This window comes from Pedobacter sp. AC190 (assembly GCF_979258025.1).
Window position 1 is genome coordinate 5,147,322 of the sequence record NZ_OZ409824.1, and the last position, 24,212, is coordinate 5,171,533.

19 protein-coding genes are annotated in these 24,212 nt (G+C 38.3%); 2 read left to right on the plus strand and 17 right to left on the minus strand.

Annotated features, from left to right (window positions below; all coding sequences use genetic code 11):
* Window positions 1–1,271 precede the first annotated feature (1,271 nt).
* From ACZZZI_RS22430 to ACZZZI_RS22440, 3 genes are all read right to left on the minus strand, one after another.
* Window positions 1,272–1,670: a hypothetical protein gene (locus ACZZZI_RS22430; RefSeq protein ID WP_463491570.1), complete on the minus strand. Its 399-nt coding sequence runs from the start codon at window positions 1,668–1,670 to the stop codon at window positions 1,272–1,274.
* Window positions 1,671–1,804: 134 nt separating this feature from the next.
* Entirely contained in the window at window positions 1,805–2,134 is a 330-nt protein-coding gene (locus ACZZZI_RS22435) for a hypothetical protein (protein ID WP_463491572.1), read from the minus strand.
* Window positions 2,135–2,702: 568 nt separating this feature from the next.
* On the minus strand, window positions 2,703–3,068 hold the full coding sequence (locus ACZZZI_RS22440; protein ID WP_463491574.1) for a response regulator: 366 nt from the start codon (window positions 3,066–3,068) through the stop codon (window positions 2,703–2,705).
* Between the two features lie 203 nt (window positions 3,069–3,271).
* On the opposite strand from ACZZZI_RS22440, the gene ACZZZI_RS22445 reads away from it, so the two are divergent.
* Both ACZZZI_RS22445 and ACZZZI_RS22450 read left to right on the plus strand, forming a co-directional pair.
* Window positions 3,272–3,634: a hypothetical protein gene (locus tag ACZZZI_RS22445; RefSeq protein ID WP_463491576.1), complete on the plus strand. Its 363-nt coding sequence runs from the start codon at window positions 3,272–3,274 to the stop codon at window positions 3,632–3,634.
* A gap of 12 nt (window positions 3,635–3,646) precedes the next feature.
* Window positions 3,647–5,014, plus strand: a complete 1,368-nt coding sequence (locus ACZZZI_RS22450) for an alpha/beta hydrolase (protein WP_463491578.1) — start codon at window positions 3,647–3,649, stop codon at window positions 5,012–5,014.
* Here the strand turns inward: ACZZZI_RS22450 and ACZZZI_RS22455 are convergent.
* The 14 genes from ACZZZI_RS22455 to ACZZZI_RS22520 all read right to left on the minus strand — a co-directional run bounded on the left by ACZZZI_RS22455 (window position 5,003) and on the right by ACZZZI_RS22520 (window position 24,199).
* On the minus strand, window positions 5,003–6,010 hold the full coding sequence (locus ACZZZI_RS22455; protein WP_463491580.1) for a CHAT domain-containing protein: 1,008 nt from the start codon (window positions 6,008–6,010) through the stop codon (window positions 5,003–5,005). The two genes, ACZZZI_RS22450 and ACZZZI_RS22455, sit on opposite strands and share 12 nt — an antisense overlap.
* Complete coding sequence (locus tag ACZZZI_RS22460; RefSeq protein ID WP_463491582.1) at window positions 6,007–6,453, minus strand: response regulator; 447 nt, start codon at window positions 6,451–6,453, stop codon at window positions 6,007–6,009. Before ACZZZI_RS22460 ends, ACZZZI_RS22455 begins: the two co-directional genes overlap by 4 nt.
* Window positions 6,450–9,596, minus strand: coding sequence for a hypothetical protein (locus ACZZZI_RS22465; protein WP_463491584.1), 3,147 nt, complete (start codon window positions 9,594–9,596; stop codon window positions 6,450–6,452). The genes ACZZZI_RS22460 and ACZZZI_RS22465 overlap by 4 nt, the downstream gene beginning before the upstream one ends.
* 1,008 nt (window positions 9,597–10,604) lie before the next feature.
* Window positions 10,605–11,591: a YeiH family protein gene (locus tag ACZZZI_RS22470; protein WP_463491586.1), complete on the minus strand. Its 987-nt coding sequence runs from the start codon at window positions 11,589–11,591 to the stop codon at window positions 10,605–10,607.
* 100 nt (window positions 11,592–11,691) lie between these two features.
* Entirely contained in the window at window positions 11,692–12,591 is a 900-nt protein-coding gene (locus tag ACZZZI_RS22475; RefSeq protein WP_463491588.1) for a LysR family transcriptional regulator, read from the minus strand.
* Window positions 12,592–12,810: 219 nt separating this feature from the next.
* Complete coding sequence (locus tag ACZZZI_RS22480; RefSeq protein ID WP_463491590.1) at window positions 12,811–13,182, minus strand: hypothetical protein; 372 nt, start codon at window positions 13,180–13,182, stop codon at window positions 12,811–12,813.
* 169 nt (window positions 13,183–13,351) lie between these two features.
* On the minus strand, window positions 13,352–14,269 hold the full coding sequence (locus tag ACZZZI_RS22485; protein ID WP_463491592.1) for a molybdate ABC transporter substrate-binding protein: 918 nt from the start codon (window positions 14,267–14,269) through the stop codon (window positions 13,352–13,354).
* A 17-nt stretch (window positions 14,270–14,286) separates the two neighbouring features.
* On the minus strand, window positions 14,287–14,736 hold the full coding sequence (locus ACZZZI_RS22490) for a DsrE family protein (RefSeq protein ID WP_463491594.1): 450 nt from the start codon (window positions 14,734–14,736) through the stop codon (window positions 14,287–14,289).
* A gap of 11 nt (window positions 14,737–14,747) precedes the next feature.
* Complete coding sequence (locus ACZZZI_RS22495) at window positions 14,748–15,800, minus strand: c-type cytochrome (RefSeq protein ID WP_463491596.1); 1,053 nt, start codon at window positions 15,798–15,800, stop codon at window positions 14,748–14,750.
* 326 nt (window positions 15,801–16,126) lie between these two features.
* Window positions 16,127–16,474 (minus strand): YidH family protein, encoded by a 348-nt coding sequence (locus tag ACZZZI_RS22500; RefSeq protein WP_463491598.1) that lies wholly within the window; start codon window positions 16,472–16,474, stop codon window positions 16,127–16,129.
* Window positions 16,475–16,736: 262 nt separating this feature from the next.
* Window positions 16,737–19,040, minus strand: a complete 2,304-nt coding sequence (locus ACZZZI_RS22505; RefSeq protein WP_463491600.1) for a glycoside hydrolase family 20 protein — start codon at window positions 19,038–19,040, stop codon at window positions 16,737–16,739.
* A gap of 370 nt (window positions 19,041–19,410) precedes the next feature.
* Window positions 19,411–20,583, minus strand: a complete 1,173-nt coding sequence (locus ACZZZI_RS22510; RefSeq protein WP_463491602.1) for a glycoside hydrolase family 27 protein — start codon at window positions 20,581–20,583, stop codon at window positions 19,411–19,413.
* Window positions 20,584–21,250: 667 nt separating this feature from the next.
* Window positions 21,251–22,783 carry a sulfatase gene (locus tag ACZZZI_RS22515; protein WP_463491604.1) on the minus strand — a complete coding sequence of 511 codons (1,533 nt, stop codon included), beginning with the start codon at window positions 22,781–22,783 and terminating at the stop codon, window positions 21,251–21,253.
* A 3-nt stretch (window positions 22,784–22,786) separates the two neighbouring features.
* A complete protein-coding gene (locus ACZZZI_RS22520) occupies window positions 22,787–24,199 on the minus strand; it encodes an alpha-L-fucosidase (RefSeq protein ID WP_463491606.1) in 1,413 nt (470 codons plus the stop codon).
* Window positions 24,200–24,212 lie beyond the last annotated feature (13 nt).

Sequence of the window (24,212 nt, forward strand, 5' to 3'; positions counted from 1 at the left end):
ATAACCATCATGTTGGTCGAAAAATGCTACCCGGCTTAATCTTCCCAATTGGATTTGGCGACATAGGATTAATATCCGTTCATCCAACACGTGGCGGCTCCACAAATTGCAGCAGTCTCATCGAGTTGTGAATATTTATCCTTACCTGCAGATCATTTAGCTGCTTTCCGTAGCGTGAAAATGCTTTTGATATGTTCCCGCCTAATACAATTACTTGGCTGGATGGCTTTTTAGTCCTCCATCAAGAAATCGCTTGAGATTGTCTCCGACGGTTTACAAGCCATCTACTACATAGTTAGTCTTCTGCTATTTCGTTGATGAATGGACTGCGCCATAAATCCGCATCAAAACTTTGGTATCCCGAAAATAGGCAGATCCTAAGGCAGTCCCCAGCGTAATTCCCAATGCATCTCATTTATGTTCTGTACTCCATAATTCACCTTATAGAAAAGACAGTGCATAATTATCGAAACGGATTTTGTTAACAGAAATCTCAAGTTTGGAGGATAACAATGTACCTAATTCCAATCCATATAAACTTCTAAATTTGTCAATACGACTCAATCATTCATATTTTCTAATAGGCTTAGCCTACCACCAAAAGTGGAAAAGACCCACAATCGATGAAATACACAGCCATAATCAGCTCGAGATTAAAGCGTATTACAAAGCTTGTTGGTAACCAGCCATATTGCCCGGCATAGCTTCGCTGTTCTGGCTAATCAAACAAGCCAAAACACGACTCTTACGAAAGAGCTCATCGGACACGCCACACTTGCCATCCATAAGGCTTACATAACCGAAGTTGAGGACGATATCATAATAGATGGTTATGGAACGCAAGTATTAAGCTTTTAAAAAACTAAAAATTTAAACGACATACATATTACCAGCGATATTACTGATCACCATATTATTTGCATCGTGCGAACAGGAGAACACGCAGCCATGTATGTGAAAATCCACACATTGCCAGTACCTAAAGATAAATTGATTATGAATCGATAATACGATAACTATGAAAGCAATACTTAGCACAGAAAAAACCCGCATACCAAAAACGGCTGATTTATCAATATTCAGCTTGCAAGAACACCTCTCAATTCAAGAAGGCATTTAGCAAAAGTAAAATCGGCTATCCTTGAGAAAAACCTTGCTCCAGGTTGTCAGGTTTTGGTTGATGACAATTAAAAAATTCTTGAATGAAAATATCAATAAATCATTAGTATTAAGCATACGAATCAGTCTGAGAGACCGATTCGTACTGTTTGCTATTTTTTTGGAATATTTAGTTTCTCTACTCGCATGATACCGAGCATAAGGATGTTAGGTTCTGACCTCGTTAAGTATAAAATCCTTTCAAATAACTTTACTACCTCACTAACGCTAATTAAAGGGACTTTACTAAAAGCTGAGAACTCTTTGCCATCATTATTCAGAACCAATATCGGTAAGATGATATTTACCTCTTTTTTATTACTCATATATGGTCCAAATTCGAATGAATTATATTTCTTATAGGACGTGAACATAGAATAAGCCAAACTATCATTTGCTGTGACTTTCACAATTTGAGTCTTGCCGATTTTCTTTACATTTATTTTGAAATAAAAAGTGTACAATGGTATGCTATCATTCAGTACATCGAAAGTATATCTAGTCGTTATCACGTTGTGAATTCGATAATATTTTGGTGATCCATCTTTGTCAGTATTTTGTGCTGTTAGCTTTTCTGAAAAACATGTAACTAGCATTGTCACTACCAAAAATACCTTCAAGTTTATTAGTTGATTCATCATATTAATTAATTTGGGCACTTCGTACCTGTGTAACCTGGTTTTGTAGTATCTCTCTCGTGCATATTAATGGCTGCATCACCTGAGCGAAGCGGAAATATACCGTGACTTGCTAATACTGCAGCCCTTGCTATGTCAAAATTCGAATTAAAATTAGTTATTACATCACGAAGTCCACTAAGATAATTCACAGCTGCCAATTCATAATGGGCTTCACCTGCTCTGAATAAAGTTCTTCCTCCATTAGAATTTATCGAGCTAAATTGAGCTGCAAACTCTGTGGGTCCTAACTCTTGTAACTTCAATTTAAGAAATCCGTGCAATGCTTCGTGGTACATATTGACAAGTATGTATTCTTTACTAGCTTTTGTTAAGACGTCCGGGTTAAGTCCGATTCTGATTGTCATACCGAATTGAGTTGGCGCTCCTGATAATAATTGGCCGTCTATAGTTTTTCCTACCAATCTATCGTCCGTTTAAAATACTATATTTATTCCATCACATCTGTTGAAGGTACTATTTATAAGCTGGATAAGCCAGAGGAGATTGACCCCGTCTTACCGGAAATAAAATTATTATAAAGTTTTCTTTGCTTGCATCTTAGTAAATCGGCGGGAAGGAATCAAAAGAACTAGTTTGTCCAGTATGCTTAAAAATGAGCACTCCACAACTTTTGGTATTAATCGATTATTAGCTGGGAGAGTATGATTTTTAGACTTACACCATAGTGCAAAATTAAAAAAGTAAGCTATCTGCTACTTAAAGAGAAAAGTATAGAAAGAAAGGCTGTGATAAGCCACAAAAGATTCTTCAACCATTTAAAGAATCATTAAAAAGGCGTTAATCAATTTTTTCAAATATTTCCCTTTGCCATATACCAAACTGCGTAATTAACATGGTGAAAGCTCAACTACCCTTCAATAAATTCTTAGTGGTCATCAGTAGATTAAACATATCAAAAGATTTCCCTAAGATCGCATCCGCATCACAACCCACCTCACTAATTTCACTATGAGAAAGCGCAGTTAGTAAGATAATGGGAATATGCTTGGTCTGAGTATCCCTTCTTAGCGTATTACAAATCTCCCTGCCATCTCCATCTTCAAGTCTAATATCCAAAACGATCAGATCAGGAGAGAACGCATCAATACTTGCCTTAAGCGAATCTGCTTTTAAAATACAATTCACCAAATAACCCGCTTCCGAGAACACTGATTCCAAACTCAAAAGCATCATTGGATCATCATCCAGAACCAAAATTTTATTACTCATATTTTATTTTAACATTTAAAAACCTACTTCTCAAAACCAGCCCCGTCACCCCTACTCCACCATTCATTGTAGATAATAAATCTACAAAATCCATCTTAAAAACTTTCTTTATTCAAAGCTAAGCGCTATCTTCATAAAATGATGCATCGCAAGAGATAAATAACTGAGACTAAATTAAATAAACGAACTCAAATTTTCTTCGCATGGATAATACTGAACAAATTGCACAGCTAAAAACCATGATTATCAAAAAAGCTGGTCTAAACCCAGAAAGTCAAGTGGATTATATAATAATTTCCCAAAAAATCTACCTGGAAACCAAAATCTATTTATCAGAAAGCACGATTAAAAATATATTTCAGCAAAACCGTAAACTGGAAAGTTTATTTGTATTAAACAATTTAGCCCAGTTTTTAGATTACCCACCTGGAAGGATTATGAGTCTCAGCTGTAAAAAGATTCACATTTTAGCACTCCCCTGCTTTCAGAAAAGCTCTAAAACATCGAATTTAGATAGCGTGGCGGGAAGGAACTTAACTCGCATACAATCTATTATTAGAAAATAAAGCCTCAAAAACATGTCAATCCAATTAACCATCTCTCTGATTTTCAGTGGTGAGCTCAGCGCGCAACTTTCCATTAACAGCCAACTTTTTGAATTAGGAACCACCATAACAGAAGGCATCTTTTCTCACCAGATTATCTATGAATGGGACGAAGAAGCCTTCGAAATTACATTAGGCATTAGTGGAAAAAAAGGTTCATCCGCAACCCTGCTGTTAAACCATCCAGAAAGAGGCTCATACATTCAGACACTAGAAATACTTAATAAAGATACTGCAGAGCGAACTTTTAAAATCAAGCCCCGTAGTTTCCACAGAATTATCAATCAGGCAGAGCTGGAAATGAGTGATTTTTGGGTAAATTCCAGCAAACAGATTCCAATAGATGGCATGGAAGAAAAAGGAATTGTTAAAACCCAACAAGCCGTAAACGCAGAAATAGAAGTCTGCTACGCTACAGACCGCAACAAAATAAAAGGAAAAGGAAATTACGGCAACCAAAGAGCTGAACTTCATTATGGCACCTGTACTGTCAATATTCCAAAAAGAAAAAAGTTAGGAGAAATACCAAGACCAGAATGGTGGAAATTTGAATTTAAGGAAAATGAAGACAAACACGTAATGATTATCAAACTGGAAGAACAGGATTCGTCCATATTCTTTGACTACATTACAAAAAATAGTATTGATGAGGAAAACGCGGCCTTCGTCTTTATTCATGGCTATAACACCAGTTTTAATGATGCCGTATACAGAACCGCTCAAATGGCTTATGACTTAGGATTCAAAGGAATTCCCATAACCTATAGCTGGCCATCAGCAGATACAGTTTTGAACTATCCACACGATGAAGAAAGCGTTCAATATACCACTAGCAGCATAGCAGGATTTTTAAAGGACCTTTATGAGAAAACAGCACTGAAAAAAATTCATTTGATTGCACACAGCATGGGCAACCGCGCACTCTCTAATGCCATAATGAGCCTACATAGTGAAGGCTTTTTTACTGATAAAAAATTCGATCAAATTATTCTCGCCGCACCAGACATCGATGCACAAGTGTTTTTAAAAGAAATAGCAGCTAAAATCATCCCTAGCACAAAGCGCATTACGCTATATGCATCATCGGGAGATAGGGCGCTTCAAACCTCTAGAAAAATTCACAGCTCTATGCTTCGCCTTGGAGAATCTGGCGAGCTCATCACCTGCCTAGAAGGCCTCGATACCATAGATGCAAGCAAAACAGATACCTCATTTCTAGGTCATGGTTACTTCTCATCTACCGCGCCCTTAATTAACGATATTTTTCAGCTTATTAACTTCAATTTAGAACCATCTGAACGAAACCTGCTTAAACTCGCCGAATACTGGTCATTCAAGTAATATCCCCTTATACCACAACTGCGGGACATCTTCACTCTCTTCAAATTTCGCTTTAGCCATAATTTTGCCAAGAGCAAAACATGAGCGGATATCCTGCCTCTCTCCCAAAGCCTGATAGAAACCAACCGCAAATTCCTCACAAATCCCAACAGAAATAGAATCCTGCATCCCAATTACGTAAACCCCATCTTTCGAAAGCAAAGCCGCTTGATCGGCTGAATAACAAGAACCTAAAATGATACATTGAACATCTTTTGCAAATTGGGTGAAAAGTTTGTGCAAAGTATCAGAAGAAACATACTGCATATTTCCCTCCTCATCTTCCAGCGCAATCCCCTCACCATCCCCATGACCACTGAAATGCAAAATAACAGGAGATTCCGCCATAAGCCCCGCAGTCATCGTGCCTAAAGTACAACCCTGCCTGGTCGTTAAACTATAATCCGCCCGATGAGTAGACATACGCAAGGTTTCAGAAATTCGGCGTTCTTCTTTTGCCAGCATAATCACACGTCCATCAGCAGGCGTGGCGGCTAAATACAAAATACCTTTTTTCTCCAAAGAAAGAGCAACGCCCCTTTTTTCACCGATATAAAAGATCTTATTTTGAACAGTCACCTCCCAATCCGTCTCCTTAGGATCGTAACCAATAAGCACCCAACCCTCATCCTTAAAGAATTGTTCTGCAGACGAAGGTGGTGGGATGTGCCCAGTTAAACCAATAATATGAGCAGGCCTGACCATGCCAGGTCGTCTATTTATTTCAGTGATAATCTTTAAACCAGATAAGGCCTTTACCTCGGTCTGTTTTCGAATTGGTAAATTCAAATCCAAAATCATAATATCCACTACTGGCCCATACAGCAAGAAATTTACAGCATCAGAAACCGTCTGCTGAACGACAATATGCGCCGATAAGCCACTTGCACATCCCTCAATTACCTGGCGGATTTTTGCAATCTTGATATCATCATCATCGACAATTAGAAAATTCATTTTCTAATTGAATTGATAAACTCACGAAGGCTAACCTCCCAGGCGGTTTGCTTGGCAATAAAGACAATATAGCCATCATATAAATCAGGATACTTCTTCTTTAGAGTTTGATCCAACTCCGCCATTGAAATCAGCCCGCCATCAAATTCATTATACTGTGTGATCACCTTCACAATAGATTTTTTGCCATACCGGCGCATCTCTTTAAGAATATCACTTCCGCCAAACATCTTAGGTTTACCCGAAAAACTCCCCTTGGTCTGATCATAATTAGACAAACTCATATCTAACAAGATAAAATCATAATCAGAATTAAATATTGCATTCAGCCCAGTCTGATAAGAACCTTCCAGCTTTAGGCTAATGAATTCAAAATGAACATTAATCCATTCCTGAATTTTTTTGGCTTTAGACGGATCATCTTCAATTAAAAGTCCTTTCATGAGAATAAATTTTCGGTTTCAAAAGATATGGTAACGATAAAGCAGCCATCCTCATACTCAGGAAGAATACTATAATTTTTGCGCTGAAGATCCACCGCTATTGATTTACAAAGCTTAACATAGCCTGAGCCCCGCTCATAACTGACATCAGAACCATTCTGATAATTTTTTATTTTAATCTTTGCCTTCTCAATCTCGTCAAGCAAGTCACTGATAACAATATTTTCGGCCAGATTATTTGAAATCTGAATACGAAGCTGCCCATGCAATTCTTCGATTTCCACATTTACCCGCAAATGCTCTTTAAGCTCTTTATTTTTACCAACTATATTGTCAAAAATATTACTAAAAATATCTCCGAAAGCCTCAAAATATTTACCCTTAATATTATGGCCCCCTTTCACATCAGTGTGCAAAATCGCGATATCCAAAGCATTAGCATAAATGGAATTGATGTATTTATAAATTGTCTCCAGGATTAGGTTAATAGGGAACTCCTCAATATATTTATTCTTAGAAATACGGAACCAATTTTCGATTTGAGAGATAATAGACTGAATCTCTGTCCTGCAATCTACGATCGTCTGGGTAAGGGCGGCATTTTCTCCTGGCTTTAACTTTAAAACCTCAACCCTGCTTTGGAGTTCATCCATCAATGAAACAAAGGAGTTTACGAAAACAGTAGAAATATCCTGACGCAAGAGAGCAAGACATTTTTCCAGACGCTCGAACACGACCTGTAAAATTGTTTCCTGGAGGACTTTAAAATCATCAATTCGACCAATTCTGTTCCTAAATAAAGCATAAATTTCTTCCTGGGAGAAATCAAAGTCGAAATAACCAGTACTGTTTTCATCCCCCTTACCCCGGATAACCAACCAGCTCAATCCCTTTTCAATGTTCAAATCAATCTGCGTAGAGAACTCCTTAAGCAAGATTTGCAACTCATCAGACTTTTCCTTTGAAGAGGAGATCAATTCTGACCAAGTCCTGATATCCTGGTATAAATCTGAATTACTATCCTTAGAGCTGATTAGATTGTGCTTTTCGAACACCATCCTCAATACATTCGTAAAAGTACCGTGACGGATGCGCATACTCAAAAAACTCTTAAAGCCATAATCCTCATCATTAACAAACAACTCCTTTAATAAATTAAATATTGCTACAAAATACTGATAGCGTAACTCAGGAACCTCCACTACATTTCCATCCCAGGAGTAATCATGCAAATAATCATACTCCAGTAACGCTTCATCGGAAACCGGCTCCTTAAAGTAATATGCCACCTGCTCGCCGTTAGGCTGGGTAAAATTTTGATCAAGCAGCATCACAGCAGGATTCAATTTCACATTAGTCAAAGCGATATAGGAATCAAAAAGTTCATGCAACTGCGTATTATAAACCTTTAAAATATTCTGATCATCAATATATATCCTGCTCTCATGGATTTGAAGTAAACCCTGCCGAATACTTGTCTCCTGCGTAATCCCCCTGATTTCCCGGTTAAACAATTCATTTTTTGTCGGATTAACCTGTTTTAAATAATTTAGTATTTTAATTCGCTCCTCATCAAGGGCAGCAAGACTGCCTAAAAAAGGAGAATCCTCTAAATTTTCTTTAACGCAACATTTCTCTAAAAAATAATTAAAAGCCACATCATTCTGATCAATCCCCGTTTGCAGCAATTCAGAAGGCACCTTTACATTTTTAGCAATTAAGAAGTTCGCTACCACATCATAAATACGGTTTGAATCGACATGATAGATCTCAAACATAATGGGTATAGAAATAAAATCAGAAAAGCTATCCTCAAAAGGATCAGACAATTGTTCAAACAGCTTTTCATCAATATAATGCTCATATGCAAAATTCCGTTCAAAAAAAGAATCCACAACAACATCTGATGCTTCCCCAAACCGTTCAAGTTTAACCAAACAACGTATTAAATTCCGTCTTACCCAGGTTTGCATAAAAGTAGAAAGACGCTCAAAAGCAAATCTATCTTTAAAGATAACCAGCAGCTGATCTAAGGCCTTCACGAACGATTCATTACGGATCAAAAATCCGACGTCAACCTTTAAAGCCAGATAACTTTGAAACATTGATTTCTTTTTTTTCCCTTCTAGCAGACTCAATAGATAACTTTCTGTTTTGTAAGGATTTAGCCTCAACACCTCGATCAATCGTCCTTCTGTTTTAAAAAGCTTAAAAGCATTATACCTTAAAGTACTTGAATTCAGAAAAGATATCAATTGAATGGGCTGATTAACCGAAATATTCAATTCATTGGAAACAAACTCTAAAATATGGAAAGAGAAATCCAGATGACTAATTGCATAAAACTTCTTGAGTAGTCTCTCTTTATCAGCTGAATAACTATCGCGTTTCTCAAGAACAGCTTTCATGGGATCGAGAATATCAAAAAGCGCATGATTAGAATCAAAATATCGCTCAACTGACTCGCCGACCTGAATTAAAGCCTGAACAAAAGGTACATAAAGTTCAGAGAAATGAGGATTCACCTTGAGTATCTTGCTGCATTTTAAGACAACCTTTCCATATTGAGCATCAAACAAAAAATCCTGAATCAGATGAAAATCCGAGCGATCAGTGAACGGGCCATTTCCACCAGTAAAAAGCACCTGAAAATTTAACCAGTAATTATCTTTAACTAGCAAAGAAAACTCATGACAGGCATTGATGAATTCAATTTTTTCGGATTGTGGTATTCGCTCATCATTCAGGATTAAAGGCAGTAATTTTTTTAGAGATTGATAACGATCTATGAGAGACAAATCAGAATCGAAATTTAATATAAAGTCGTAGTGCTCAAGTTCTGGAAAGTCCAAGTGATCAAAACGGACACTCAAATAATCAAGATAATGGGCAGAGGCGGTTTTATCATACAATTTTTTATGTTGCTCAATCGCTCCTTCATAACCTAAACTAGAAACCGCTTTATCAATGCGATGCCTGCTGAGATTCATAATGATGAGCAGCTTAACATTTACTTTATCATCCGTAAGTCTTCTTAATAACTCCTGATTTGCTGCAGAATTCCCTGAAACTTCATTAACATAATACTCAGCCAGCATGCTGTAAAGAGAATGGCCACAGTCCGCATCCATTTTATCAAGCAAATCGAGGCAGTGATCATAATCACTCAGAAGCAATAAACGCTCAAAATCTGCATTAATCTCCAGGTAATTATTGATGTCCGTAACATGCTTCTTAAGCGGCTCGAGGTAATATAGAAGTTCGAAAACTAATGATTTGCCACTTTCTAAGAACGAAGGGTATTTTCTGATCTCACCATGACTTTCAGGTTTAGGCGTACAGTAAGCGATATTATAATACTTTTTTCCCAGACGCTCAAGAATATACGCCCTTTCATCCGCATTAAAATGATACTTGATAATCGCATGAAAGTTTAAATCTGGAAATTTCCCCTTTCTGGCATCCAGAATGAAGAGCCTTCTTGAATCTTTTGATTTAGACATAGATATTGGAGCGTATAAATATTTGTTCAAAGAACAACTTAGCTAAAGTAACATAATTTTAAAGTTTTTAAAAAATATCTTCCTCTGGATTTATTCACATCATTCCTAAATTTTTCATATTCTAAACACTCTATCCACTTTAGCATCCAATAGAAACGTAAAAACATTTCCAGAACAACTAACCAGAGAGCAATGACCAGATTACAAATTAAAAAAAGCCTGAACCAACCCGATAAACTATGGCTTGACACCAAAATGACTACAAAAAATTAATTATCCTGGATTACACCAAAAAAAATATCCACCAGGCCCACCTTGGATTACAGCCTGGAAGACTATCTCAATGACTATGAATTCTCTTTGAGGATATGATCAGATCAATATTTTAAGCACATGCTTGTGTTCAAACCAATAGTTTGACACCTTCCCGCCATTTTACTAACCTGTAGGCAAACAAAACTTAACAACATTTTTTTTTATGGTGAGATGGGGTCAATCTACTCTGGTTTATCGAACAAGAGCTTAAATATTATGCTTTCGTAAATAAAAATTCGATTAATTGATACCTACTATTATTGAGTAATAATCACACTGGCCTTCTTTTTGTCCGAATTTGAAGACTTACAGGCATGGGAAAAGTTTTACACATTAGGCTATGATTGAAGTTATTACCCAAAGAGCGGCAGCGGAAATTATTATCCATAAAATCACCCCCTGCACCAAAGGCCTAAAACCAACCGTCAGGAGCAACTTCCTGTTCAACCCACATCCTACGAGAAATAGAGTCAAAGTTAGGCCAGCTTTGGCAATACCAGTAAGAAAATGACCATACTCCCTAACAACGGGAATATAGGTATTGGCTATCATGGCCAGAACGAAAAGGGCGATAAACCAGGGGATCTTTACTCGGGTGTCTTTGTTTTTAAAAAGTAAGGTTGATAGGAAAGCCACTGGAATAATCCAAAGCGCACGAGCTAGTTTTACGGTCGTGGCCACTTCCAAAGCTTTGGCACCATATTTACTCGCTGCGCCTACAACGGAACTGGTATCGTGAATAGCAATTGCGCTCCACAGCCCGAACTGGGTTTGGGATAGCTTTAGCGCATGACCAATAATTGGAAAGACAAACAAGGCCACAGAATTGAGAATGAAAATTGTTCCCAGTGCAACGGAGATTTGTTTCTCCTTGGCTTTGATTATTGGTGATATAGCTGCAATCGCGCTTCCACCGCAAATGGCGGTACCTGCTGATATGAGGTATGAACTCTTTTTATCTATTTTAAAAAAAGTGCCTATAAAATATCCAATAATCAATGTCCCGATGATGGAGACAATCGTAAATAGAATTCCTTCTCTGCCTGCATCGAGGGCACCTATAACGTTCATCCCGAAACCCAGTCCAACTACTGAAACCTGAAGTAGAATATGGGTAGCCTTATGGTTCAGGTGCAGGTAGGGGTGGCCTATGAACTGGGCGATGATAAGTCCCATCAAGAGTGCTATCGGTGGAGAAATAAGTGGAGAAAGACAAAATACTGTCGCGAGTAAAAAAATAACTTCTCGCGTGGTAACGCTCCTGTCCAAAAATTTACTGAATATATTAAGGTCAGACGGTTTTGGGATTTGCTTGTTCATTATCATGTTTTATTGATATCCCAAAAGTCAGACAATAAAAACTATTCTAGAAATCACTTTTCAATATGGAGCATTACCAAAAGTTATCGAAACAGAAACGTTAAATATCGTGCCTATATTTTTCTGCCATTTTGATGAGCAGAGCACCTAGACCTGAAACTTGCCCGTGCAGGTGTGCCAGCTGCAATGGTCTTTTAATCTCAAATTCCTCTATATCGATGATCCGGAGCGATTTTTCCCTGAGCTCTTTTACAATAGCATGGACGGAGATAAACGCTAGACAGCTTCTCTTATTAAGGTAGTTCTTAATACCTTCGGTACTGCCAAGTTGCATTTCGATCTGAAGTTTATTTAGCCTGACTCCACTATTCTTTAACTGGTGGGAGATCACCTCAAGTGTTCCTGAACCGGGCTCCCTCAAAATCAAAGGATAATCCTTCAGCTGCTCCAAGCTTATGGACTCCTCCTTGAATCTGGTAAAATGGCTTGGGCAGACCAGGACGATTTCGTCCTCTAAGAACTGCGTGTATTGTAGCTGGGGATTTTTAGAAATTCCCTCAATGAAGGCAATTTCTATTTCCCTGGCGAGTAATGCCTGCTCAATATCTTCGGTATTTCCGCTGACCATACTGATGCGTATATCCTCAAAGCGCTGATGAAAATCCGCAAGCAACGAAGGGAGGATGTACTGGGATAAAGTTGTGCTGGCCCCGATACTGATTGCACCGGATTGTTGCTCGCAGCCCAGGTTCATGTCAAATTCCAGCTCACGATAGATCCCCAACAACCTATCCGCATAGGTCAAAAGCAGCGCTCCAGATTTTGTCAAACTAATCCTGCTGTTCCCGCTCCTTTCAAAAAGTGTAACCTGATAGTATTCCTCCAGTTCTTTGATATGCTTGGTTACTGCAGGCTGGCTGATAAAAAGCTCAGCCGCCGCCTTCGTAAAATTGAGCCTTTTGGCTACAGTGTAGAACACCTTTAATCTGAAATCGAACATAACTTAACTAATATAAAATAAAAAGGGGCTATTGCCAATCCCACTTCCAAAAAACCTGGTGAGCAGGTTCACTTTCCAGAAACTTAATAATGACAAAGCCTTTCTTATGTGTACTCTTTACCACCAGCACGATGGGCGTTTCCCTTTAGGTTTGAAGTTCCAGGGAAAACTCAACCAACTCGGTCTCATTTTTAAGGCATTCTTGCCAGGAGGCATAGATCACCCAGCATCCAAAGCGTTATGCTTTTTTTTCGCTTCGATACCTAGATGATATTGCCAAATGACTGACTGATATTGGATGAACACTGGAATCAGGTTTTTTGCATGATATATCGTCCCAGAGCCCCAATTATTCAGCACCGTTGACACCATGTAAATTCCAGCATTGGCCAGCTCTTTTATAATTGTAATCTTTTTGGGATTGTCTGACCAGACTCGCCGCTGACATTGTGATAGGTGTCCTTTCAGCTCAACTATTTCCAGATGATGCTGATTGAATTGGGTGTTAAATTTAGCACCGCGGAGTATGAGTTCTGAATTCCGCTTGGCCATGGAAAGGCATTGGCTTTCCAGAACGCCTCTTACTTTCACTGAGTCGCCTGTTTTAGCTGCGAAGAATTGTGTGGATTACCTCATAGGAAAAATGGGCCTTCTGGACCACATATTATTTTTTTCATGCCTCTATTTTTTTTATTGACAGGATTCAAGGGATAAGGATTCATGAAGATACTGATATAAATAATAGCACGCTTATCCTCTTTTATTCCGTTATAAAACCATATTTACGGTATACTTGCTTGGCCGCATCACTGGTCAGGAATGCCATAAAATCTTTTGCTGCCTGCGGGTGGGGAGCGCTTTTCATCAATCCAGCAATATACTGTGCCTCAATGTTCTCCGTCTGGGTTATTTCGACCATTTCCACGGGATTGCCGATCATTTTTTGATAAAAGACTTCCGAGTACCATACTGGGGCAACATCACTTTTCCCATAGAGAATGCGCATTGGGCTTTGCCTGTGATGTATCTGGGTGAGATAGGTCGAACTGTCCCTAAACTTGGTTTCCATAATGACTTTTTTTAAGGATTCGCCGCCAGCTTTGACATAAGATTCTTCGATCCTTTTCCCTATGCCTTCCCATTCTGGATTGGGCATGCTGATTCGTAAAGTGGGATCAGCCAAATCTACAAGGCGTGTGATCTTCTTGGGATTACCTTTTTGCACCATTAATGCGAGTCGGTTTTTGGCATAAAGCCTTGTAGAAGAGAAATACTCTGCCATCTGGTCAATCCTGCTTTTACCAGCGGTATAGACATCTGGCTTGAGCGAGATCCTCATATTTCCAATTACGATGCTGCCATTAATAATCTGCTTAGCCAGGATCCCAGGAGGAAGTGTTTCTGCAAATATCCGCTGGTATTTTGGATGGGTTTTTTTGAAAGCCGCCAGCAGATCATCGATGCACATAAACTGGTTACCTGCAAAAAATAAGATCAGTTGCGGATCGTTTATGTCGCCGTACAGATCTGGAATATTGTCAATTCCAGGCACCGTAAAATTCACATTGGTTTCTGGTGGCGTGTTCCAGGGTGGGTCGAACCTGTATTCCTGAGCCGCGGCATGGCTTGCGGTAACGCCGAAAATCAAAAGAGCGAAGATGTTTTTTAATAATCTCATGATTAGAAGTTTTTAGGTTAAGGATGTACCGTTGCCCATCCCTGATACTGCCTGATGATGATTTCTCCGTTGCCGCTGGGAACGTAGGAGATGATGGGCAATAGTTGGTCTTTGCTGATATTGCGTTCCCTTATGGTATTCTCACACTGCGCCAGGATTACCCCAGCATCCTTGAGTGGTTGCAGCCTGTCCTGAAAAGCAGCGGTCTTTTCAAAGAGTTTAACCCCATCACCGAATGCTATGATTTCAACGGTCAGTTTCCCTTTCAACCTGGGATCTTCCAACGCATTTTTAATATTCCTTAATGTCCCTGCTATTCGTTTTTCATCGGCGGTATTCACGATGTAAAGGGCATTATAATGTTTAAGTGTTGGCTTTGCGCCTGTGAAACCTGCAGGTTGCTGTGCCTTTATTTTAGGTAATGTCGCAATTATGGTCAACATTATTAAATAAATGATTTTTTTCATGGTTTTAGTATTTATAGATTTTTGATAATGGGTTTAAATGGGCCGTATTTGTGCGCCTCCTGTGAAAATTTATCCGTGTAGGGTCCGAATGGAAAATCAAACGGTTTCTTGGAGACATCTTTCCAGTCTGTTGACTGATCCTTATGCGGTCGAGGCTGGCTGTTGACGAAGGCTGCGAGGTCCCAGGCTTCTTCATCGCTGAGCATGGGATGCTCATAAGAGCATCCAAAGGGCATATTGTTTTTAACAAATCCAGCAAAATTGCTCAGGCGGTAAAGGCCTGCGCCATCATTGTAACTGTGCGGTCCCCAAAGCGGGGGAAAGACATACTCGCTGCCAGAATCATTTATTTTCCCCTCCCCGTTTTTTCCATGACAGCTCATGCAGAGATTATTGTAGGCAATTCTTCCGTTTTGTAGACTTGCCGCCCGTTCCATAAAAGGAAGCTTCTCAACTGCATTTCTTTCGGGCTTGACGCCCTTTGCAACGTCTTTCCCCAACCATTTCATGTAAGCAATCATCGCCTGCATTTCTTTAGTCATGGTATCCAGTTTTTTTCCGTTCAAACTCCGCTGAAAACAGCCGTTTATGCGATCTGCAATAGAGACTACCTCATTGGAGCGGGCCTTAAACTGCGGATAGGTAGATGCTACGGCTGAATAATTGAGTGCCCAAGCTTTTCTACCAGCATCATTATGACAATTCTGGCAATTCATTCCATTGCTCAACTTACCAACCCTGCCCTTAGGCCCTAAATATACCGCAGTATGGGCAATGAGTTCGCGGCCATATCTGATCTGTTCTCCAGCATTTCCAGAGGGAATCGATGAGGTATCTGGCGCTATCCATCCTGTCTCGACGCTAGACAATATTTGCGGTTTCACCTCAGCCTTTCTCCCATTGACAACTGCTCCCATTACACCCTGCAGCTCGATCTCTCCCTCCTGATCGAGCAATATCATTATACCAATGCAGCCTGCAAGAACAAAGAGCAGCGACACCCTAACCATGGTAGTGGCCCATTGGATCGGGGTGCTGTACTCGTTATTGCGCTGATCTTTCATAAATGACTTATATTGGTAACCAAAATTACTAGTGAATAGTTAAAAGTTTTTATCAGCAATTGCTATTGATGATAACCATAAGTTATGATGTACCAAAACAGAGTAAGCGATAGTAAAAAACCACATGCAGCGGATACTTAATAACCACCTAAGCATAAGATTTCCCCTCAGATGCTTTCACAAGGAGCTCTAAAAACTAGCATTATCTATTTTGCAATAAATAAACCAGCAGAACAATACAAACGATAGTGATTAACAAGGTAGTAATTTTAATAAAAGTGTTGGAGTGATAATAAACATGTTTGTCTAGCTGCTTTTTGAAATTGCTATACCTCAAGTACGAAAATCCAATCGTAAGTCCGCCAAAAGCGACCAAGATTATTCCAATGATATGGGAATAACCTGACTGCGGTACCAGATGGTGGGTTACCTAAAGCAGATCCGATTTGGTGGACAAAGAGTGAAAATTTCCCAACCACGAATCCGAACCCGATCATACCTATACTTGTTCTTATCCATGCCAGAAAGGTCCATTCATTGGCTAAATTATCACTGGCATTTCCATTAAACGCTTTATCAGAAGCATCCATATTATCAAATTGAACAAATCGGTCCTTCCCGAGATGAACTTTAAACAAGTCTAAGCGCCAAAAGTTTAAACAGACTATTAGCATAACTTGTTTATGCCAGCGTAATTGGAGTATGTTGCCCCCCGTCTTAAGAAAATATTATTTTCACAAAATATATAATTAGTATACTTTTTAAAAATATAAAGCATACCTAGGTCACCAAACCATTGCTTAGCTGACCAGAGTTACAATTTCAAAACTCCCCCTTTAATTGAATGAAAATTTCGCTGGAGATTCTTTTAAAAAAACCTACGTTTAGACGAAACATTGTGCTAACTCAATGTTTTATCTGTAAGGCAACTTTAATTTAATTCACGAGGAATTCATCAACAAAAATCCATACTGGTTTGCCCTCGCCAGGATGATTTTTCGGTGCGGCACCTAAATTTGCAGCAACAAACCGAACAAACTTTACCTTTAAAGGTTTGAAATCTGCTTTAAAATCAAATATAGCACATTTTTGATCTACCGAAATCGGATTGTTAACTTTGGCAATATCTTTAAAATTAATCCCATCATCAGAAACTTGAAACGAAACTGTTTTTGGTAAAAAAATCCAGTCACTAAAATTCTGCAAAGCCCCTAAGGAAATGGTTTTAATCTCTCTAGGTTCGCCCAAATCAATAGTTGCTACCACATCAGTTCCGCTAAACCCATGCCAATACTTTCCTACCGCACTTCCTCCTCTGACTCCATCGGTCAAACTATTTGGTCCATCTGCTGGGTAATATCTACTTACTGGAAATTTGTAAATCACATTTTTGCCAACCGCCTTATGCATAGAGAAATGCTGTTCGGCAGCTTTATTGCCCATTTTTTTCCCGTTGATAAAGGTTATTGCTGTTAGCGTGAGGGTAGAGTCAATTGAAAAAGGACCCAAATATTTATTAGATGTTGCATCGGGCGCACTTCCGTTTAATGAATAATAAATTTCACTATTTGGTGAATCAGTGGAAAGTTCAACGAAAACTTCGCCCAACATTGGAATAGCTTTAATAGCAACTTTAAAATTCCCTTTACTAAAGTTAAACCCCTTTTGCTCAAACCCACGGAAATGATAATTTAATCTTGAACTGAAATCGACCCAGTTTTTATTTTCTTTCGGGGTCCAAACCACTTCAGATAAAGCCAGCATTCTTGGCAAAACCATATATTCTAATTGCGATTGTGTTGTGATATATTCCGTCCAAACATTTGCTTGTGCCCCTAAAACGTATTTTTCTTCCGTTTTATCCAATTCGGCTGGAATTGGCTCATAATTGTAAACCATTTTAAGGCTATTAAAACCACCTATAGCTAATGGTTCACCGTCTGGGCCTGCCTGGTAGTGATCGAAATAAACTGGGTTTCCAGGCGTCATAATAACATCGTGTTTCATTTTTGCTGCTGTAATTCCACCTCTTTCTCCTCTCCAACTCATTACCGTAGCTTCAGGTGCAAGACCACCTTCTAAAATTTCATCCCACCCAATCATTTTTTTGTTTTTATTAATTAGGTATTTTTCCATTCGTTGCATAAAGTAGCTTTGCAACTCATCAACATCCTTTAACTTCTCCGCTGCGATTTTTGCCTGACATTTTAGGCAATATTGCCAAGATGTTTTATCCACTTCATCACCACCTAGATGAATATATTTTGATGGAAAAAGAGCAATAACCTCATCTAATACGTCTTCCAGAAACTTAAAAGTTTCTTCATTTCCGGCACAATAATTTGAAGATGCATATTTATAATTGCCGCCCGTAATATTAAACTGAGGGATTTGATTGCAACTTAAAAAAGGATACGCAGTAATAGCAGACGCAACATGTCCAGGCATTTCAATTTCTGGCACAACAGTAACATTTCTTTCAGCAGCAAATTTTATAATTTCCTTAACCTGAGCCTGAGTATAATAGCCTCCATAGTTAGCAGGCTCACCTATTTTTGCCAGTGGCCTTTCACTCCAAGCCAAATCAGTTTTATCGACTCGCCAAGCACCAACACTCGTTAATTTTGGGTATTTCTTAATCTCTAATTGCCAACCCTGATCATCAACCAGATGCCAGTGAAAAGTATTTAACTTATAGGATGCCAGAAGATTAATATACTCTTTAACCATTTCTATCGAAAAAAAATGGCGGCTGACATCTAGATGCATACCTCGCCATTTAAAACGAGGATAATCCGTAATAGTCATTGCCGGAACAAGCAAATCTGCGTTGGTTCTAATTTGTGGTAGTGTTTGAAAAAGTGACTGCAAGCCATAAATAATACCCGCCTTTGTATTTGCAGTAATCCTGATTTCTGATGGAGTGACTTTGAGTAAATAACCCTCATCGCCAATTGTTTCATTTGCTTTCAAAGCCAAAATTATAGAATTATTTACTTTGCCTGCAATTTTGGGCGAGTAAGCAGATATCTGACTTATATATGACGACAAAAAAATGGCGGCTGGTTTTAAATCCTTTTTAGAATTCTCTACATGAATACTCGTCTCATCATTTAGATTAAAATAACCTGTTCCAACTTCTAAACTTACAGGTTTAGGTACAATGTTTATACCGCTTTGAGCAAACAATATTTTACTGCTCAAAAGTAAAAGCACAAATGCGTAATTTTTCAATTTCATTTTTAATTATATTAAATTTTTACTCAGGCAACAATTCATCAATTAGCAAATTTCTTCACATCGATATCTTTCTTGATAAGTTTTAGTGCCTTCATCTCCATATTGCAAAACGAGCTGAATTAGTTCGTTCTTTAGTGTTTTTACTACGTCCTAATTATTATGTCTGGCTAAGAGTATGTATTTTCTGAAAGCTTAGATTGATTAGACTGTCAATCTTTTTCTGTTGAAATCGGTTTAAATGAATAAAGCTTTTTTAATAGATGTTGTAACTTTGCGATTTCAAAAAAATATCTGTAAATATTATGGCTAACCATAATAACAAACGGATCTTAAAGTCCCAACCCTAGTAAGCTACCCTAATCTTGTAACCCTAAATAATTTTCAATATCACTACGCCGTGCGAAGGGATCATGAATTCCTTCCCTTTCCCTATTTTTCCAAGATTTTTATGGGACCAAAGGTCTCTTATAAAACTGTTTTTGTTAAGCTGAAATTTATCTATTGTGAGCTTAAAATTCGCTGTCCCATTACCACGATTCAGGATCGCGATTGCTTTTGGCTTATCATCTTCACCGTACTTTAACCAGATTTCCACTTTTCCTTCTGTTAGAACCCTTCGTGCTTGACTATATGCTGGATCCTGATTTAAAGCAATTAGTTCTTTATTGGTTAAAATATCGATAGTCTGTTTAGACATCGTTCTGAGATCATTACCAGCAAGGAGTGGGGAATTCATAATACACCACATGGAAAAATGTGTTTTGTCTTCTTCAAAACTCATACCCCTTCCGACCTGTAACATATCCATGTCGTTATAATGTCCTAACGAAGAATAACGATAGAGAGCTGCATTTAAATCTATAATTGATAAAATTACAGAAAAATCGGCGCTGATATCTCCGGATATCCTCCATGAATCGGCTTTTTCTATCGCCCATTCACCAGGGAACTTCCATCGACAGATGTTGAAAACAATGAGAGGATTGATCGCCTTTACAGTATTTATGATCTTAAGGTATTCTGTTTGTTCATCTAAATTAATTTTTTCCGCGCCACACCAGTCCACTTTTAAAAAATCGTAACCCCAGTCTTTGAAAAAAAGATTGCAATCCTGTTGGGTATGACCGTAAATACCAACTCCAAATCCTTTTGGATCATTGTCCCAGATCGATCCGCAGGTGTTTTTTCCGGCATCAGTATATATACCAGCTTTAAGGTTTTTGCTGTGAATATAATCAGCGAGCACTTTCATACCAGATGGAAATTTCTGTCGATCCTCGAAGAGTTTTCCATCTTTATCCCGTCCACCAAAATAGCCGTCATCGATATTTAAATAGCGGTATCCTGCATCGTATAAACCAGAGGAAACCATGGCATCGGCTTGCTGTCGAATTAGTTTTTCATTAATGTTTATCCTGAAATTATTCCAGCCGCTCCAGCCCATTATGGGAGACTTGCGTGTTTGTGCATTCGTAATATAATTTGAGGAGAATAGCAATACAGTAATCACTAACCCTTTTAAAAACTCGGACCTATTGATCATTTTACTTTATTTAAAACATTTTAGTTTAGTATGTTTGATTCTTAATCAGATTATTTCCCCATCATTAGGCGATTTAAATGATAGGCATAAATAACTTCTGTTGTTACCATAATCATTATCGGAACAAACAGTAATCATATCTTCTTTGCCATAATTGCCCTTGCCCCGTCAAGTCACGATAGTTGCATCAAAAACCATCTCCTGTCTGTTCATTTCCCTTCGAGCCATACCCATAAATTGCTGAAGTATGGTTAATCGTCCCAGACCTGATCTATAGATTTTTACTTTTCCATTTTTTGGAATAAACACCTTGCTTTGGTAGCATGCCAGCCACAATGTTTTTTAAGTCAACTCTTCGACAGTCGAATATATGATAACTCAACTGTTTCTGCATCTGCTACATCTTGCGCAAACCATTTTTTAACCATCCCTTGTCCATCAATTTTTTGATCTTAGATATTAAGTTGTCAATAAACTGAATGGTGTTATCCATGGCATAGTGGAAACCTCAGATAAACAGGACTTTACCAGTCAGAAATATTTCAGCACTGTTTTCAATATCCATTATCAAAAAACACCTGTCGAATTTAGAGTTAGTCTTTAATAAAGTTTGATACCCTGACATCGTTCTTGAACAAACCATCTAATGGGAATAATCTGGTTAATACTAAATCTGATCTGGAAAAATAACAGGGTTCATTTTTTTGATATTTATAGGCATTTTTGCATTCCTTTGTTTTAATTTTAAAGTAAGCGTTTTTGCTAGATGTCTAACTTTCTGGGGATATTTTTTCGATAGATCATTTACCTCGCCAATATCATTCCTAATATTATAGAGTTCAAGCGTTTTCAATCCTTCAAAATAGATTAACTTCCAGTCACCACGTCTTACCGCACAGGTCCAGCTTACATTTCTGTCATTTTTTCCCCCCGCCCATTTATTTGGAAAATTCCATATTAATACCCTTTTGGGATCTTTTTTTCCATTAATATAAGGTATAATACTTTTTCCATCTATTTGCTGAACGGAGCTATAATTCTTAATTGCTGCCATTTCTAATACTGTTGGAAAAAAATCTTCAATAGCAAGATATTGTTCACATACAGTGCCAGGTTTAGTTACCCCAGGCCATCGAATCAGCATTGGCTCTCTAATTCCACCTTCGTAAAGAGAACCTTTTCCCGACCTCAAGGGCAAATTCTGCGCATCATCAATTCCTTCGCGTGGCGAATGGGAATAGCCACCATTATCTGACATAAAAATTATGATCGTATTATTTGAAAGTTTATTCGTTTCCAAATAATCCATTAAATCACCCAGACTTTTATCCATGCCTTCTATAAGGGCTGCGTACGAAGCTTCTGGTAGAGCTAAACCCATTTCAGTGTATTTTTTCAAAAATCTTTTATCTTGGTCATAAGGCAAATGAACGGCAAATTGCGCCATATAGAGAAAGAATGGCTTTTTGTTCAATCGAGCTGTATCCATGGCCAAAATGGCCTCTTTAGTCAGGGCCTCGGTTAGAAATATCCCAGAACCCCAGTATTTTTCTAATCCAGGTACAGCTCTTAAATTATACAGTCCTTTAATATTGCCGTAGTTATTTTCTGACAAAAAAGATGCTGGATTACCTGCAGCACTTCCAGCAATGTTTTTAATAAATCCTAAGTTCAAGGGATCTGCGCCAGGTGTTTTGTCTGCAGCAAAATGAGCCTTTCCACAGTGAATTGTATAATAACCATTCTGGTTTAGTATTTCTGGGAAAGGTGTTGCATAAAAAGATCCTTCAATTCCCTTTATTGGACTTAAGCCATTTACGTTCCAGTCGGGAGCTTTAAGTAAGGTATCACCAGCAGCATCAGTCGACTGGTTTTTAAACATTGTCCAATTAGTCACATTGTGTCGTGCAACATTTGCACCAGATAGCAGACTTACTCTCGAGGGAGTGCAGATTGAGTTCGCGTAGGCTTGAGTAAATTTCATCCCATTAGCGGCCAATCTCTCCATATTTGGAGTAAAGAACTTTTTATTAGCAGGTGTAGCTTTATTCCAAAAAGGGACAGAAGTATCCTGCCAGCCCATATCATCTACTAAGAAGAAAATTATGTTAGGTTTTACAACATCATTTTGCGCCTTAGCTGTCTGAAAACTTAAGGTTAGCATTATACCGATAATCTGGAGTAACTTAGTTTTAAACATGATTTAATTTCTTATTGTCTGATCCGATGATATATAATAGACTTTTAAACTTTGGATCAATGGTTCAGCTATTGATTTATCTATTGATAAACGAATTTGATTCGTAAGAACTTCTTTAAAAGCCTGTAACCTTCTGTTTCCTATAGAAGTTCCGCGACAAAGAAGTTGCCATTTACCATTAACTTTGGCTTCAACTTGATAAGATCTTACTTTTTCACCTTTGGAAATATCCTCTGCTATTGAGAGTTGGTTGACCAAAGTACGTTTTGACAAAAACATATTTAAGACTTGTCCTTTCCCATTTACCTTAGCTATTGGTTTATCAAAACGATGGCGTATTTCCTCACCAAACTCTGTTAACCTTGTTACATCTGCCTGAGGAATAAGGCCAGTATTATCAGGTGTTATACCTAGTATTAAAGTAGAATTTCGTCCAACAGAAGCATAATACATATCAATTAAATTATTTAAAGGATGAATGCTTTCATCATCTCCTGGCTCCCAAAACCATTCATGTCTATTATTGTAACCTCTCAAAGGGGCATCCGCCATCGCTGGAACCCAATATTTCCCGTTTGGATCGCCGTTTTTTAACAAAGCATTTCCGTTTGCGGCAATTGTTGCCCCAACATTTTCTCCGGCACCTGTTGATCGGAAAGTAAAAGTCGACCAACATGGGTATCCAATAGTTCCACTTTCTGAGCCACCCCAACGTGCTTCTGCGAGTTGCTCATTGTGATAAAACAGGCAATCAGGCTGATATTTTTTTACAATTGGCAAAACATCAGGTGCCCCTTTTTCAGGACTGCTCGCTCCACCGTCAAACCATATTTCGAACAATGGGCCGTAATTAGTACATATTTCTTTAACCATTCCCTCTACCATGGCATTATAATACTTTTGCCTGTTTTTTTGCATCTCCCCAACACCATCTACTTTAAAATCATGCACACCTAAAAAAGAATTCCATCGAATACCTAAGTAGATACCAGGCTTTAAACCATGTTTTCGGCAAGCATCAACAAAATCCCGTACTAAATCTCCTTTTCCATCACCCCATTTAACGGCCTTTAAACTATATGGATTATAAGCTGATTGAAATAATGCAAACCCTGTTTCGTGGGTAGCGGTTAATAGGGCAAACTTTGCGCCCGCAGCTTTAGCTGTCAAAACCCACTGCTCAACATCTATTTTAGTGGGATTAAAAATATCATAATTATTTATTGGTATTACCCTATTTCTACCCTGAGAATATTTATGCTCGTCGAAAACATGTAGATCGTAATGAAATATGACACCAAACTCTGCTTTTTGCCATGCAAGCTGTTGTTTATTAGGGATGGGTAAACTGGATATTTGAGCTCGCAGGAGTATGCAGTTCAGCAATATTATTATTGTAAAAAATAGTTTATACATTTTGCATTCTTTA